This is a genomic window from Paenibacillus sp. D51F, from assembly GCF_053345695.1.
Genome location: NZ_JBKFAO010000001.1, coordinates 279,882 through 292,727, shown reverse-complemented (window position 1 = coordinate 292,727; position 12,846 = coordinate 279,882). Strand labels below are relative to the sequence as shown.

The window sequence follows — 12,846 nt, the reverse complement described above, 5'->3', positions numbered from 1 at the left end:
CTGGCATAGCATGCGCAGGCGGCGCGAATTCCAACAAGGGTGGTACCGCGAGCTAATCCTTCTCGTCCCTTCGGACGAGAAGGATTTTTTGCGTTTTCCGCGCCATGGGCGCCAATCAGAGAAAGGGGAGCAAAGAAAATGAACCAGCAGGAGAGCAGGGATCAGAATGGACAGCGGCCCGGATCGAAGCTGACCTCGGAGCAGCAGCAGGAGGTTGCGCGGCAGCTGGCGATCCTTGCGAGGGGAACGGCTGAGATCATTCCGGAAAGCGGTCTCCGGGAGAAGCTGGAGGAGTCGGTGGCGTCGGGCATTCCTTTGAAGGTGAAGCTGGGACTGGATCCCTCGGCTCCGGATATTCATATCGGCCATACCGTCGTGCTCCAGAAGCTGCGGCAGTTCCAGGAATGCGGACATGAGGTCCAGCTGCTCATCGGGGACTTCACCGGCCGGGTCGGCGATCCGTCGGGCAAGTCGGAGACCCGCAAGGCGTTGTCCGAAGAGGATGTCCGGCATAACGCCCAGACGTACAAGGACCAGATCTTCAAGGTGCTCGATCCGGAGCGGACGACGGTCTGCTTCAACTCCGAATGGCTGTCGCCGCTCACCTTCAACGATGTCATCGGCCTCGCGGCCAAGTCGACGGTTGCGCGCATGCTGGAACGGGACGACTTCACGAAGCGGTACAAATCCAACCTGCCGATCAGCATCCACGAGTTCTTCTACCCTCTTATGCAGGGATACGATTCGGTCGCCCTCGAGACGGACATCGAGCTGGGCGGGACGGATCAGAAGTTCAATCTGCTCATGGGCCGGAGTCTGCAGAAGGAATACGGCAAGCGGCAGCAGACCGCCATCACGATGCCGATCCTCGAAGGGCTCGACGGCGTTCAGAAAATGAGCAAGAGCCTCGGCAATTACATCGGCATCCAGGAGGAGCCGGATCAGATCTTCGGCAAAGCGATGAGCATACCGGATGGCCTCATGCCCAAATATTTCGAGCTGGCCACGGATCTGGACTCGGATCGCTTGGCCGCCGTGGCATCCGGATTGGCGGACGGCACTTTGCATCCAAGGGATGCCAAGCTGATGCTGGCTCGCGCGCTCGTTCGCCTGTTCCATGGATTGGAAGCGGCTGACTCGGCCGAATCGCGTTTTCGCGCGATATTCTCGGAAGGCGCCTTGCCGGATGATATCGAGGAAGCCGTCCTGCATGCGGCAGAGCTGGATGCGGGCAAGATCCGGCTCGTAAAGCTTCTCACCGTGCTGGATCTGCTGCCGTCGGGCAGCGAAGCCCGCCGAAGCGTTCAGCAAGGAGCCGTCAAGCTCAACGGGGTGAAGCTGGAGGATGTCTCAGCGGTCGTGGAGCCGCGCGAAGGAGATGTCTTGCAAGCCGGCAAACGGCGCATGGCCCGGATACGGATCCAATTGTGAGGCGGTCCGAAATTTTCGACAAGAAAATGTCTAAGTTGTGAAACAAATGGCCGGTTGCAGCGTATAGAGTACCGGGAAGTTAACATTAGATACCAAATATGGGGAGGTACGGGATGGAAACGGTTTACCTGTCATGCCTAGCCTTCGGTGTCCTTTTTGCCGTCGTAAGCGTGGTGCTGGGGGATATACTCGGTTCTTTCCTGGACGGGGCGCTCGATTTCCTGTCCGTGGACGGACATCATATTTTCCAGCCGGCTGCCGCTGCCGGCGCCATTACGGCATTTGGCGGAGCGGGACTAATGCTGGAGAAGTATTCGAGCCTCCCGGCCTCCGGCATTGCGCTCCTGTCCATCCTCGCTGCGGCGGCATGCTCCTTGCTCGTGTTCTTCCTGTATGTGAGGCCCATGCACAACTCCGAATCAACTTCGGGGTACTCCATGCAGGAGCTGGGCGGATCGATCGGCGAGGTGCTGACGGCCATTCCGGCCCACGGCTGCGGCGAAGTGCTGGTGCGGATCGGAGCGGGAGTGACGAACCATACGGCCGAAAGCTTCGACGGGACCGATATTCCAACCGGAAGCAAGGTCGTCGTCGTCGAAGTGAAGCCGGATGCCTTGGCGGTATCCATTTTGAAATGAGAGAGGGGAAATGGGTTTGATTCCAGATTATTTGGTTATTCCTGCTATCGTTGTCGGTGTCATTGTTGTACTGGGTCTTGCCTTCTGGGCACGGTACAAGACGGTCAGCCCGGATGAGGCGATGATCGTCACGGGTACGTTCCTCGGATCGAGCAATGTCGCGTCCGACGAGTCAGGCCGCAAGATCAAGATCGTCCGCGGCGGAGGCGCCTTCATCCTGCCGGTATTCCAGCGGGCGGAGTTCTTGTCCCTCCTGTCCATGAAGCTGGACGTATCCACTCCCGAGGTCTATACGGAGCAGGGCGTTCCGGTCATGGCGGACGGAGTCGCCATCATCAAGATCGGCGGCTCGATCGAGGATGTGGCGACGGCAGCCGAACAGTTCATGGGCAAGCCGGTTGAAGCTCTGAAGTCGGAGGCCCAGGAAGTTCTCGAAGGCCATCTGCGGGCGATTCTCGGCTCCATGACGGTGGAGGAAGTGTACCGCAACCGGGACCGGTTCGCCCAGGAGGTTCAATCCGTAGCGGCCAAGGACCTGAAGAAGATGGGCCTGCAGATCGTCTCCTTCACGATCAAGGATCTTCGCGACAAGCATGGCTACCTTGATGCGCTCGGCAAGCCGCGGATCGCCGCGGTCAAGAGGGATGCGGAAATCGCCGAGGCGCAAGCGGTGCGCGACGCTCGAATCCAGAAAGCTCAAGCCGAAGAGGAAGGGCAGAAGGCGGAGCTGTTGCGCGATACGAATATCGCAGAGGCTTCCAAGGAGAATCAGCTCAAGGTCGCTTCCTTCAAGAAGGACCAGGATACGGCCAAGGCCGATGCCGACCAGGCGTATACGATCCAGGAAGCGCGGATCAAACAGCAGGTCGTGGAGGAGCAGATGAAGGTCGAGCTCGTCCGCAAGGAACGCGAGATCGATCTCGAGACGAAGGAAATCCTTCGCCGCGAGAAGCAGTACGATTCCGAAGTGAAGAAAAAAGCCGACGCCGATCGTTATGCGGTCGAGCAGGCTGCCGAAGCGGAAAAGGCCAAGCAGATCAACGCTGCGGATGCCACGAAGTATCGGATCGAGGCCGAGGCTCGCGCGAATGCGGAGCAGAAACGGCTGGCGGGCCAGGCCGAAGCCGACGCCCAGCGGGCCAAAGGTACGGCCGAAGCCGAAGTCATCCGGCTGCGCGGCCTGGCCGAAGCGGAAGCCAAGGAAAAGCTGGCGCAGGCGTTCGAGAAGTTCGGCGAAGCGGCCGTGCTCGACATTATCGTCAAGATGCTGCCGGAGCTGGCCGGCAAGGTAGCCGAGCCGATCAAGGCCATCGACAAGCTGACGGTCGTCGATACGGGCAATGGAGCCGGAGCGGCCCGTCTCAGCAACTACGTGACGGATCTGATGGCGACAGCGCCGGAAATGCTGAAGAGCGTCGCCGGAATCGACGTCAACGCGCTGATGAAAAGCCTCACTTCCCGCGTTCCTGTAGCAGGCGTGAAGTCGGCGGCTGCAGACATTCCGGCGCTGCCGTCCGATGCGGCAGCTGCAATGGCTGCGGCCGCATCGGATGCAGCCGGCAAGATATAAGAAGCGCTGGTTACAGAAGTCATGTGGATAGAAAAAAACCCCTTGCGGCAATCGCAAGGGGTTTTTTTGGGTCTCTTCCGAAGAAGAGAAGCCGGTATTAACGGCTGTAGAACTCGACGATTTGCTTCTCGTCGATGTCGGAGCTCAGCTCGCTGCGCTCTGGCAGACGAACGTATTTGCCTTCCAATGCCGTTTCGTTGAATTCGATGTAGCTAGGAAGGTGATGACGGCCTTCGATAGCTTCTTTAACCGATTTCAGGCTGCGGCTGCGCTCGCGCAGGCCGATAACATCGCCAGGCAGTACTTGGTAGGAAGCGATGTCGACTTTTTTGCCGTTGACCGTGATGTGGCCGTGGGCAACGAGCTGGCGAGCGCCCGGGCGGGAGTTCGCGAATGCAAGGCGGTATACCAGGTTGTCCAGACGGCTTTCGAGCAGGAACATGAAGTTCTCGCCGGAGATGCCTTTCAGCTTGTTAGCCTTGTCGAACAGGTTGCGGAATTGTTTTTCGTTAACGCCGTACATGTGGCGCAGTTTTTGCTTCTCAGCCAGTTGAAGGCCGTAGCCGCTCACTTTTTTGCGTTGGCTGCTCTGGCCATGCTGGCCTGGAGGGAAAGCGCGCTTAGCGAGTTCTTTGCCTGTGCCGCTCAGGGAAATTCCGAGACGACGGCTGAGTTTAAACTTGGGACCTGTATAACGTGACATATTGGGTGTAGCTCCTTCTTCAAATGGAATGTTTGAAAAGGGTCCAATGATTTCGCCGGATACTACATGGACATGGACAAGCCATGACCCCGAAGGACTAGTTCAGCCGCTGGTCCTCCAGCTGCAGCACCCTATGAGGGTGTCACAAAAACGTTGGCCTATATTCAACAACTAATTTTATAGGAACCAGGCATCCAGTGTCAAGCGGGAACCCGTTGCAGAGAGCTTGGATCCGCATAATAACTGTCTCGGATTGGAGATGCTACTGAAAAACGAGCGGGAGGCTGGAATGACATGGATTGGAAGCCGAAGGGTATGCTTGCCGCCGGAGCAGGTGTTATTCTGGCCATAGCGTTGAGTGGCTGCGCGGCGGTGCAGGCAGACCGTACGCCGGAGGAGCTGTTCAGCCTAGCCGTATCGGGGCTGGCGGCTCAGGACAGCTACAGGTTCAGCGGCTTCTCCACGTCGGCTGGCAGCTCCGCGCCTAAGACGCACTTCAAGGGAGAGGTGCAGCGGCATGAAGGGGTCCGGCTGCTGGAGAGCAGAGAGGGAGAAAAGGGCGTGCTGGAAACCGAAGGAGGAATTCCGGCCGGATACGATCCGGCATGGCTGCTGGGCCGGCTGCTGGACAGCAAGGCGGCTGTCGGGCTGGATGCTGCGAAATCGGAGGGAGGCCGCGCTGTGCTCATCATCCGTCCGAACCCGGCGGAAGCCGGAACGATATGGCGCAGCCGGCTTCAGGAGCAATGGAGCCGCATCGAGAACAGCTCCCCGGAAGACAGCGAGGTCTGGGGGCAGCTGGACGACTCCCGGCGGGCGGAGCTGAAGCGGGAATGGAACCAGGAGCTTCTGCGCAGCGCCGGACAGTGGCAGGAAATGATGCATTCCTTATCCGCGGATTCCACCTATACTCTCGTCGTCGACCGCAGCCTGCTCGTGCCTTTGAAATTGGCCGAAAATGCGGATCTTCATTATAAATCGGGCGGGAACAAAGCCGGCGAGCAGAGAAAGACGGAGTTCCTGTTCCATTTGGATCATTAGCACAATAACGCATAACCGTGCAACAGAAGCAGGGTTCATGATAGGATGGTTCGCGTAAAAAGTTTTTTAGACCGAAGGGAGATTAAACCGTTCATGCGTGATCCTAGACTTCAAAAACTCGCCGCGAACCTGGTTAGCCACTCTGTCCAAGTGCAGCCTGGCGAAAACATCCTTATCGACTTGATCGGAAGCGAGCTTGAGCTCGGCAAGTGCCTCATAGAGGAAGTGGTCAAGCGCGGCGGCCGTCCATTCGTGGAAACAAGCGACCGTTCCATCCTGCGCTCCCTGCTGCAAAATGCCTCCAAGGAGCAGATCGAGCTGTGGTCCAAGCTCGACCAGGAAAGGATGAGCCTGATGCAAGGCTACATAGGCGTCCGGTCCGGAGAGAATGTCAATGAGCTGGCCGATGTGCCGGAAGAAAGCATGAGGATGTACCAGCAGCTCTACTCTCATCCGGTCCACTCCGAAATTCGGGTGAAGCGCACGAAATGGGTCGTGCTCCGCTATCCGAGCGCATCGATGGCGCAGCTGGCCAAGATGAGCACCGAGGCGTTCGAGGATTTCTACTTCAATGTCTGCAATCTGGACTACAGCAAGATGGAAGAAGCGATGACGCCGCTCAAGCAGCTCATGGACCGCACCGACCGCGTGCGCATCACCGGCCCGGGTACGGATCTCAGCTTCTCCATCAAGGGAATCGGATCCGTGAAGTGCGCGGGCGAGCGCAACATTCCCGACGGAGAGCTGTACACAGCTCCGATCCGAGATTCCGTGCAAGGCACGATTACGTACAATACGCCTAGCGTGAATTCCGGCGTGACCTTCGACAACATCTCCTTCACGTTCGAGAACGGCCGCATCGTCAAGGCGACCTCCAACAATACCGACCGCATCAACGAAATTCTCGATACGGACGAAGGAGCGCGTTATATCGGCGAGTTCAGCCTCGGCTTCAATCCGTACATCCTGCATCCGATGAACGATACCCTGTTCGACGAGAAGATCGCGGGCTCGCTGCACTTCACGCCGGGACAAGCCTACGAGGAAGCCGACAACGGCAACCGTTCCGCCGTCCACTGGGATCTCGTCCTCATCCAGCGTCCGGAATACGGCGGCGGAGAAGTTTATTTCGATGATGTGCTGATCCGCAAGGACGGCATCTTCGTCCTGCCGGAACTGGAAGGCCTGAATCCGGACAGCTTGAAATAAACCGGCTGCGTTTGCGGGGCTGTAATTGAGGTTAAATTTTACATGTTCCATCTTGAATGGGCATCCTGATTCAGTTATGATGAAGGAAACGTTTTCTTTATCGACTTCTTACAAGGAGGAATCCCTATGTCCAACAATGCGGCTATCGTAGAAATTTCTCAAATTGCAAGCCGGTTCCGCTCATCGATCGTTCTTCAGGCCGACAACAAGTACATCGATGTGAAGAGCATCCTGGGCTTGTTCACGACGTTGGTCGGAGGCCATTCCTATGAGCTTCACGTTCACGGGCCTGATGCAGACGAAGCGAAAGCAGCCCTTTCCGAGGCTTTCTCGAAGCATAACCTCGACGTGAAAGTCATCGGCGAATAACTTCATTCAGCAGCAACCGATAGGCCCGGACGCGCATGCGGCCGGGCTTATTTTCATAAGGCGGGTTCCTGCGATGACCTTGTGTATTGGACAGAGATCGTCTAATATTAAAGGTACTATCGTAACATGAAGACGGCGAGACATCCGCACAGGGGGGGAAACTATGTCTTCACCGGAAGTCCTGGTCCATCTGCATCAGAAGGCGGTTCAACTGCTGCAGGATGACGCGAACAAAATCGAGAAGCTGATTGAGGTTCAGATGGAGAATCTTGCTACCCGCAAGTGCCCTCTGTACGAAGAGGTCCTTGATACCCAGATGTACGGCTTCTCGCGGGAAGTTGACTTTGCCGTAAGGGCTGGGCTTATCGAAGAGGCGGCTGGCAAAGCGATCATCAGCAGGCTCGAGCGCAACCTTGCCCAACTGTATGAAGCGCTGGACCAAAAGTCTCAGCTCCTATAGCAGCCAGCAACGGTGGCTTCCCGGCCATCCGCAGCAAAAAGGCGCATTCCCCGCGATCAGCGGGAGGTGCGCCTTTTTGCTGCGTGCTTCCTAGACGAGGAAGAAGGCGAAGCCTAGAATGATATAAACCATAATCAGCAGAAAGCCTTCATACCAGTTGGTCCTTCCGTCGCTGGAAACCGCTTTGGCGATAAATACCGCGACCGCAATGGAAGCCAGCTCGATCGGGGTGAAGACGATATCCATCGTCGGCCCGAACAGGCCGCTGATCAGAACGAGCACCGGGGCGACGAAGAGCGCGATCTGCAGGCTGCTGCCGACGGCGATTTCCACCGCTGCGCCCATCTTGTTTTTGAGCGCAAGCATGATGGCCGCGCTGTGCTCGGCGGCATTGCCGACAATCGCGACGACGAAGGCGCCGATGAACAGCTCGGAGAGGCCGAAGCGGGCCGACACCTCATGCAGCGTTCCGACAAGCCATTCGCTGACGAAGGCGACCATGACGGTGGCCACGATCAGATAGAGGATGGAGCGGCCTTTGCTCCAGGCGGGTTCTTCGTGGTGGCTGTCCGCCGATGCATCGGCTTTTTCTTCCATGTCGGAGAGCATATTTTTGTGCGTGACCATGGAGAAGACCAGCCAGAGCAAATAGCTGACGATCAGAATGATCGCGACCGTAATGCTGAGCACCTTGTCCGCCTGCACGGTAAAATGTTCCCCTGCGACGAAGATGGCCGGCACGATGAGGGCGATGACAGCCATCACCATGAGCGTCGAGTTGTGGGTGGCCAGCTGGACGTTGTAGCGCTGCTCCTTGTACTTGAGTCCGCCCAGGAAAATGCTGAGGCCGAGCACCAGCAGCAGGTTGCCGATGATCGAACCGGTCAAGCTCGCTTTGACGGTCTCGAAGGAGCCAGCCCGAACGAGGAAAATCGCGATGATCAGCTCGGCTGCGTTGCCGAAGGTGGCATTGAGAAAGCCTCCGAGACGCTGTCCCGCATAATGCGCCACGGATTCTGTGGCCTGCCCGAGAAACCCTGCCACGAAGATGACGGAGATGGCGGAGACGACGAATTGGAACATTTCGTTCCAGTGGGCGTAATGGGCGATTCCGCTCAATACGAAGCTGATGATCAGCCCGGCGAAAAACAGTTGACGACGACTCAAGAAGCGGCACCTCGATCATTTTGGAATATGTATTACGGCAAAATCTGTATCTTAATATACCCATCCTGCAGGGAAAAGTAAACGCTCGGAATGGGTCGTGCTTGTCTTGCATTTGGAAGAGAACATCCCTTACAATGGAACCAAAGAGTGGATTTATTGAAGGAGTTGAACGTGATGGCGGAAGACCTTCAAACAGGCATGATCCGGATTTCGGATGACGTTGTCGCTACCATCGCCGGTCTGGCAGCGCTTGAGACCCCCGGAATCGCTGCGATGTCGGGCGGCATATCCGAAGGTCTCGCCAAGAGGCTCAGCGGAAAGAACGCCCAGAAGGGCGTATCCGTCGAAGTCGGCCAGCTGGAAGCGGCCGTCGATCTCAGGGTAATCGTCCAATACGGCATTCCGATCCAGGAAGTATGCAGGCAGCTGCAGCTGAACGTCCGGGAAGCCGTAGAGAATATGACCGGGCTCAATGTGGTCGAGATCAACGTCAAGGTGGATGGCGTCCTGTTCCGGGATGAACCGGTGGAGGAAGCCGGAACCGGTACGGCAAGGCTGAAATGAAGAAAGGAGCCGCTCGTGAGAGCGGCTCCTTTTTTCATTTGCCGGCGCAGGAATGGCAGCTACGAATTCACCTGCCGGCCGACTGAGCGATCGGTCGCGCGCTTCGCCGATGCAGGCTGACGATTGGCTTCGCGGCTGATGCTGAGCAGCACGCCGACGGACATCAGGCTGGCCAGCAGGGAAGAGCCTCCATAGCTGATGAACGGAAGCGTGACGCCGGTCAGCGGAATCGCATTGGTGACGCCGCCGATGTTGATGAATGCCTGTACCGCGAACAGGGAGACGATGCCGGCCCCGACAACCGTGCCGTATATATCGGGACAGCGAAGGGCGACAATCAGTCCGCGCCAGAGGAAGAGCAGGAATACGACCAGGAACAAAGTGCTTCCGACGAAGCCGAGCTCTTCTCCGATGACGGCGAAAATGAAGTCGTTGTAGGCGAACGGCAAGTACTGGACCTTCTGGATGCCGTGTCCGAGGCCGGCTCCGCTGAATCCGCCATGGCCGAGCGCCATCAACGAACGGGCGACCTGATAGCCGTCTCCCAAGGAGTCGGCCAGCGGATCCTGATAGCTCGTGAACCGGCTGATCCGGTATTCCCACTTGGTTGGGGAGATGAGGAAGGCTACGGCTCCGACAGCGGTCAGGACGATGCCTCCGAAAAAGGCGGATGCCGCCAGCTGGCGCAGGTTGGCTCCTCCTGCGACGATCATCAGGAACGCGCAGGCCGATATGACGAGGCAGGAGCCGAGATCCGGCTGCAGCATGATCATTCCGCATACGATGCCGACGATGACGATGACCGGCACGAGCCCTTTTTTGAAGCTGCGGAACCGTTCCCCTTTCTTGGCGATCAGAGTGCCGAGATAGAGGATAAGCGCCAGCTTCGCGAATTCCGTCGGCTGTACCGCGAATCCCATCACATTGAACCAGCTTCTTGCCCCGTTGATCTCTCTTGCCACGAACGGAACGATCATGAGCATGAAGAAGACGGGAAGAAAGAACAGCATGAACCCGCGCTTGAACACCTGATAGCGGAAATTCATCACAACCAGCATGATGACGGTCCCGAGAGCGGCGAACAGGAATTGTTTCTTCAAGTAATAAAGAGGATCATTTCCTGCAGCCCGGCTGACGGCGGCCGTGCTGGAGCTGGAGCTGAACACCATGACGAGCCCGAAGCCGACAAGCGCCAGCGTCAGAATCAGGAGCAGGAAGTCCGGCCTGCCGCGGCGGCCCTCCGGATTGACCTTCATGGTTGGCTGTCACCTACTCGGAAAGCTTATTTTTGAGGTCGGCGAGCTTCTGCTTGGCAGCGCTCAGAATAGGCTGGGGCACGGCGGACTCGTAATCGAGGCCGTGCGGGAAAGTAGCTCGTCCCATATAGACGGATTCAACGGCGAGCACGGCTGCCGGGTTTTCCAGCTTGCCTTCGACGGCTCGCGTGCTGATCCGCAGGAAATATTCGTCGTTCGTGCCGCGGTCCACGAATTTCAGATCGTATGTAGCGCGGTAGTATTCCCATTGCCAGCGGACGAATCCGAGGCTCTCGGCGCTTTCGTCAAGGTGGGCAAGATCGCTTTTCAACCCGTTCAAGCCTGAATTTTCAATTAACATGGGGGAAATCCTCCTCAGCAGCATGGCAAAGACTGTATTCCCTTTCATATTAGTATGTTTCCATAGCCAGTGCAACCCTGCTGCCTCTCGTCCCGAGCGCCGCGGCAGGGACGTCTACCGCGGCTGTGCCTGCATCTGGTACACTACAATAATAGCAGGAAGATTATAATCGGCCGCTCCGGGAGCCGCATCGAGCGTCCCGGCATGCGGCAAGGAGGGCAACAGCTTGAATCGAGACCAGACAACCGCGGCGGACAAGCTTTTGGAAATGTATCCGCGCATGGTAAGCGACCGCCGCCATCTGCACCGGCATCCTGAAATAAGCTTCCAGGAAGAGCATACATCCGCCTGGATCGGGGATCGTCTGGCAGAGATCGGCTGCACCGCCGTCCGCAAGGGAGTCGGAGGCTACGGACTAATCGTCGATCTGAAAGGCAAGCATCCGGGTCCCTTAATCGCGCTGAGAGCGGACATGGACGCTTTGCCGCTCCAGGATCTAAAAGAAGTGGAATACCGCTCCCAGACACCGGGCGTCATGCATGCTTGCGGGCACGACGCCCATACGTCCTCGCTGCTGGCGATCGCAGAGTACTATCATTCGCTTGACGGAGACTTCAGCGGCACCCGCAGGCTGCTCTTCCAGCCCGCAGAGGAGCTTACTCCAGGCGGCGCGCTGCCGATGATCCGCGATGGAGCGCTTGAAGGCGTCGACGTCATCTACGGCGTGCATCTGTGGACGCCGGTTCAGGCCGGTACGGTCAGCATCCGCGCCGGCGCATTCATGGCCGGCGTGGACGAGTTCACGATCGAGATCACCGGCAAAGGCGGGCATGGAGGCATGCCGGAGCATACTCGCGACACGATCGTCGCCGGGTCTGCGCTCGTCCAGGCTCTGCAGTCGGTCGTTAGCCGCAATGTCAGCCCTCTCGACACGGCGGTTCTTTCCATCGGCTCTTTCCAGGCCGGAGAGGCGAGCAATGTCATTGCCGGCCATTGCCGGCTGAAAGGTACGGTGCGCACCTTCGACAAAGGCGTGCGGGACCAGATGCGTCAGCGCATCTCCGAGCTCGTCCGGCTCGTATGCGCCGGATTCGGCACCGAAGGGGAGCTGGATTACCGGGAGGGCTACCCGCCGGTCATCAATGACGAGCTGGAGGCGGCCCGCTGCCTGGCCGCGGCAGCCGAGCTGTTCGGAGACGGGAATGTCCGCGAGTCGGAGCTGATTACGGCAGGCGAGGACTTCGCGTATTATCTCGACCAGGTGCCGGGCTGCTTCATGTTCGTAGGCGCAGGCAACCCGGAGGCGGGCGCCGTGCATCCGCATCATCATCCGAGATTCGACCTCGACGAAAGCTCGATGCTTCAATCCGCCCGTCTGATGATCGGCTGCGCGGAAAAATATGCGGCCACATTCTCCCTTGAATGACTTTATGGCGGCAAGCGCACGATAAGGAAACAACCGGACTTCCGGTGCTGGAAAGCAGGACGGAACGAACCGGCCAATTCCTGGGAGGTCAAGCGCATGCCACTAGCTGTATCACAGATCATGAGCAAGCCTTGCATCACTGCTACGCTGAAGGACAATGTGTATGAACTAGCCGTGCTGATGAAGGACCATGGCATCGGCTTCGTACCGATCGTCGAGGGAGAGAGGCTGATCGGAGTCGTGACGGACCGGGATCTTGTCGTGCGGGGATACGCCGGCAAGCATTCCGGCTCCACCGCCGTAATCGAAGTCATGACGCCTAGCCCGGTCACGCTGAGCCCGGATGACACTGCCGAGGAAGCGGGCCGTCTGTTCGCGGAAAAGGAAATCCGCAGGCTGCCCGTCGTGGAAGACGGCCGCTTGGTCGGCGTCGTCGCGATCGGGGATCTTGCCGTCCGCGACAAGTACGCGGATGAAGCGGGACATGCGCTGAGCTCCATATCCGAGGCGGCTCCGTCCCCGTTCGTCCATTGACAGGCAGATGAAAAGGAAAGCCGGCGTCCCTTCGGGGACTGCCGGCCTTTTTTGGCTCATGGCCCTCCTGTCCGCGGCCCAGGCGGCATAAAAAGGCGGGGTTTTGCCCCATACTGT

General features: G+C 58.1%; 14 protein-coding genes. 10 read left to right on the top strand and 4 right to left on the bottom strand.

The window, feature by feature from the left end; all coding sequences use genetic code 11:
- Positions 1–138 precede the first annotated feature (138 nt).
- The 3 genes from tyrS (at position 139) to ACLBWT_RS01365 (ending at position 3,639) form a co-directional block, all read left to right on the top strand.
- Complete coding sequence (gene tyrS / locus ACLBWT_RS01375; protein ID WP_447661312.1) at positions 139–1,431, top strand: tyrosine--tRNA ligase; 1,293 nt, start codon at positions 139–141, stop codon at positions 1,429–1,431.
- Positions 1,432–1,544: 113 nt separating this feature from the next.
- Entirely contained in the window at positions 1,545–2,069 is a 525-nt protein-coding gene (locus tag ACLBWT_RS01370) for a protease (RefSeq protein ID WP_447661311.1), read from the top strand.
- A 10-nt stretch (positions 2,070–2,079) separates the two neighbouring features.
- Complete coding sequence (locus tag ACLBWT_RS01365; RefSeq protein WP_447661310.1) at positions 2,080–3,639, top strand: SPFH domain-containing protein; 1,560 nt, start codon at positions 2,080–2,082, stop codon at positions 3,637–3,639.
- Positions 3,640–3,736: 97 nt separating this feature from the next.
- Here the strand turns inward: ACLBWT_RS01365 and rpsD are convergent, their stop codons facing one another.
- The gene (gene rpsD / locus ACLBWT_RS01360; protein WP_447661309.1) at positions 3,737–4,342 is read right to left on the bottom strand and encodes a 30S ribosomal protein S4; all 606 of its coding nucleotides are present in this window, start codon (positions 4,340–4,342) and stop codon (positions 3,737–3,739) included.
- Between the two features lie 294 nt (positions 4,343–4,636).
- Between rpsD and ACLBWT_RS01355 the strand changes: the two genes are divergently transcribed.
- The 4 genes from ACLBWT_RS01355 (at position 4,637) to ACLBWT_RS01340 (ending at position 7,421) form a co-directional block, all read left to right on the top strand.
- Positions 4,637–5,383 (top strand): hypothetical protein, encoded by a 747-nt coding sequence (locus tag ACLBWT_RS01355; RefSeq protein WP_447661308.1) that lies wholly within the window; start codon positions 4,637–4,639, stop codon positions 5,381–5,383.
- A 93-nt stretch (positions 5,384–5,476) separates the two neighbouring features.
- On the top strand, positions 5,477–6,592 hold the full coding sequence (locus ACLBWT_RS01350) for an aminopeptidase (protein ID WP_447661307.1): 1,116 nt from the start codon (positions 5,477–5,479) through the stop codon (positions 6,590–6,592).
- A 126-nt stretch (positions 6,593–6,718) separates the two neighbouring features.
- Positions 6,719–6,961, top strand: coding sequence for an HPr family phosphocarrier protein (locus ACLBWT_RS01345; protein ID WP_021878361.1), 243 nt, complete (start codon positions 6,719–6,721; stop codon positions 6,959–6,961).
- 163 nt (positions 6,962–7,124) lie between these two features.
- Entirely contained in the window at positions 7,125–7,421 is a 297-nt protein-coding gene (locus tag ACLBWT_RS01340) for a YlaN family protein (RefSeq protein WP_076355061.1), read from the top strand.
- A gap of 90 nt (positions 7,422–7,511) precedes the next feature.
- On the opposite strand, the gene cax is transcribed toward ACLBWT_RS01340, so the two are convergent.
- Positions 7,512–8,588 (bottom strand): calcium/proton exchanger, encoded by a 1,077-nt coding sequence (gene cax / locus ACLBWT_RS01335; RefSeq protein ID WP_447661306.1) that lies wholly within the window; start codon positions 8,586–8,588, stop codon positions 7,512–7,514.
- Between the two features lie 174 nt (positions 8,589–8,762).
- Here cax and ACLBWT_RS01330 point away from each other — a divergent pair, with 174 nt between their 5' ends.
- Complete coding sequence (locus ACLBWT_RS01330) at positions 8,763–9,152, top strand: Asp23/Gls24 family envelope stress response protein (protein WP_447661305.1); 390 nt, start codon at positions 8,763–8,765, stop codon at positions 9,150–9,152.
- A gap of 59 nt (positions 9,153–9,211) precedes the next feature.
- Here ACLBWT_RS01330 and ftsW read toward each other — a convergent pair whose 3' ends face one another.
- Together ftsW and ACLBWT_RS01320 are read right to left on the bottom strand one after the other, a co-directional pair.
- Positions 9,212–10,408 carry a putative lipid II flippase FtsW gene (gene ftsW / locus ACLBWT_RS01325; protein ID WP_447661304.1) on the bottom strand — a complete coding sequence of 399 codons (1,197 nt, stop codon included), beginning with the start codon at positions 10,406–10,408 and terminating at the stop codon, positions 9,212–9,214.
- Positions 10,409–10,421: 13 nt separating this feature from the next.
- Positions 10,422–10,769: a YugN family protein gene (locus ACLBWT_RS01320; RefSeq protein WP_447661303.1), complete on the bottom strand. Its 348-nt coding sequence runs from the start codon at positions 10,767–10,769 to the stop codon at positions 10,422–10,424.
- A gap of 268 nt (positions 10,770–11,037) precedes the next feature.
- Here ACLBWT_RS01320 and ACLBWT_RS01315 point away from each other — a divergent pair, with 268 nt between their 5' ends.
- Both ACLBWT_RS01315 and ACLBWT_RS01310 read left to right on the top strand, forming a co-directional pair.
- A complete protein-coding gene (locus tag ACLBWT_RS01315; RefSeq protein WP_447661668.1) occupies positions 11,038–12,195 on the top strand; it encodes an amidohydrolase in 1,158 nt (385 codons plus the stop codon).
- Between the two features lie 96 nt (positions 12,196–12,291).
- Positions 12,292–12,729 (top strand): CBS domain-containing protein, encoded by a 438-nt coding sequence (locus ACLBWT_RS01310; RefSeq protein WP_447661302.1) that lies wholly within the window; start codon positions 12,292–12,294, stop codon positions 12,727–12,729.
- Positions 12,730–12,846: the final 117 nt, after the last annotated feature.

Excerpts from the sequence above, each read along its gene's own strand:
- tyrS (WP_447661312.1), top strand. The coding sequence starts at position 139 with ATGAACCAGCAGGAGAGCAGGGATCAGAATGGACAGCGGCCCGGATCG.
- ACLBWT_RS01370 (WP_447661311.1), top strand. The coding sequence starts at position 1,545 with ATGGAAACGGTTTACCTGTCATGCCTAGCCTTCGGTGTCCTTTTTGCC.
- ACLBWT_RS01365 (WP_447661310.1), top strand. The coding sequence starts at position 2,080 with ATGGGTTTGATTCCAGATTATTTGGTTATTCCTGCTATCGTTGTCGGT.
- rpsD (WP_447661309.1), bottom strand. The coding sequence starts at position 4,342 with ATGTCACGTTATACAGGTCCCAAGTTTAAACTCAGCCGTCGTCTCGGA.
- ACLBWT_RS01355 (WP_447661308.1), top strand. The coding sequence starts at position 4,637 with ATGGATTGGAAGCCGAAGGGTATGCTTGCCGCCGGAGCAGGTGTTATT.
- ACLBWT_RS01350 (WP_447661307.1), top strand. The coding sequence starts at position 5,477 with ATGCGTGATCCTAGACTTCAAAAACTCGCCGCGAACCTGGTTAGCCAC.
- ACLBWT_RS01345 (WP_021878361.1), top strand. The coding sequence starts at position 6,719 with ATGTCCAACAATGCGGCTATCGTAGAAATTTCTCAAATTGCAAGCCGG.
- ACLBWT_RS01340 (WP_076355061.1), top strand. The coding sequence starts at position 7,125 with ATGTCTTCACCGGAAGTCCTGGTCCATCTGCATCAGAAGGCGGTTCAA.
- ACLBWT_RS01330 (WP_447661305.1), top strand. The coding sequence starts at position 8,763 with ATGGCGGAAGACCTTCAAACAGGCATGATCCGGATTTCGGATGACGTT.
- ftsW (WP_447661304.1), bottom strand. The coding sequence starts at position 10,408 with ATGAAGGTCAATCCGGAGGGCCGCCGCGGCAGGCCGGACTTCCTGCTC.
- ACLBWT_RS01320 (WP_447661303.1), bottom strand. The coding sequence starts at position 10,769 with ATGTTAATTGAAAATTCAGGCTTGAACGGGTTGAAAAGCGATCTTGCC.
- ACLBWT_RS01315 (WP_447661668.1), top strand. The coding sequence starts at position 11,038 with ATGTATCCGCGCATGGTAAGCGACCGCCGCCATCTGCACCGGCATCCT.
- ACLBWT_RS01310 (WP_447661302.1), top strand. The coding sequence starts at position 12,292 with ATGCCACTAGCTGTATCACAGATCATGAGCAAGCCTTGCATCACTGCT.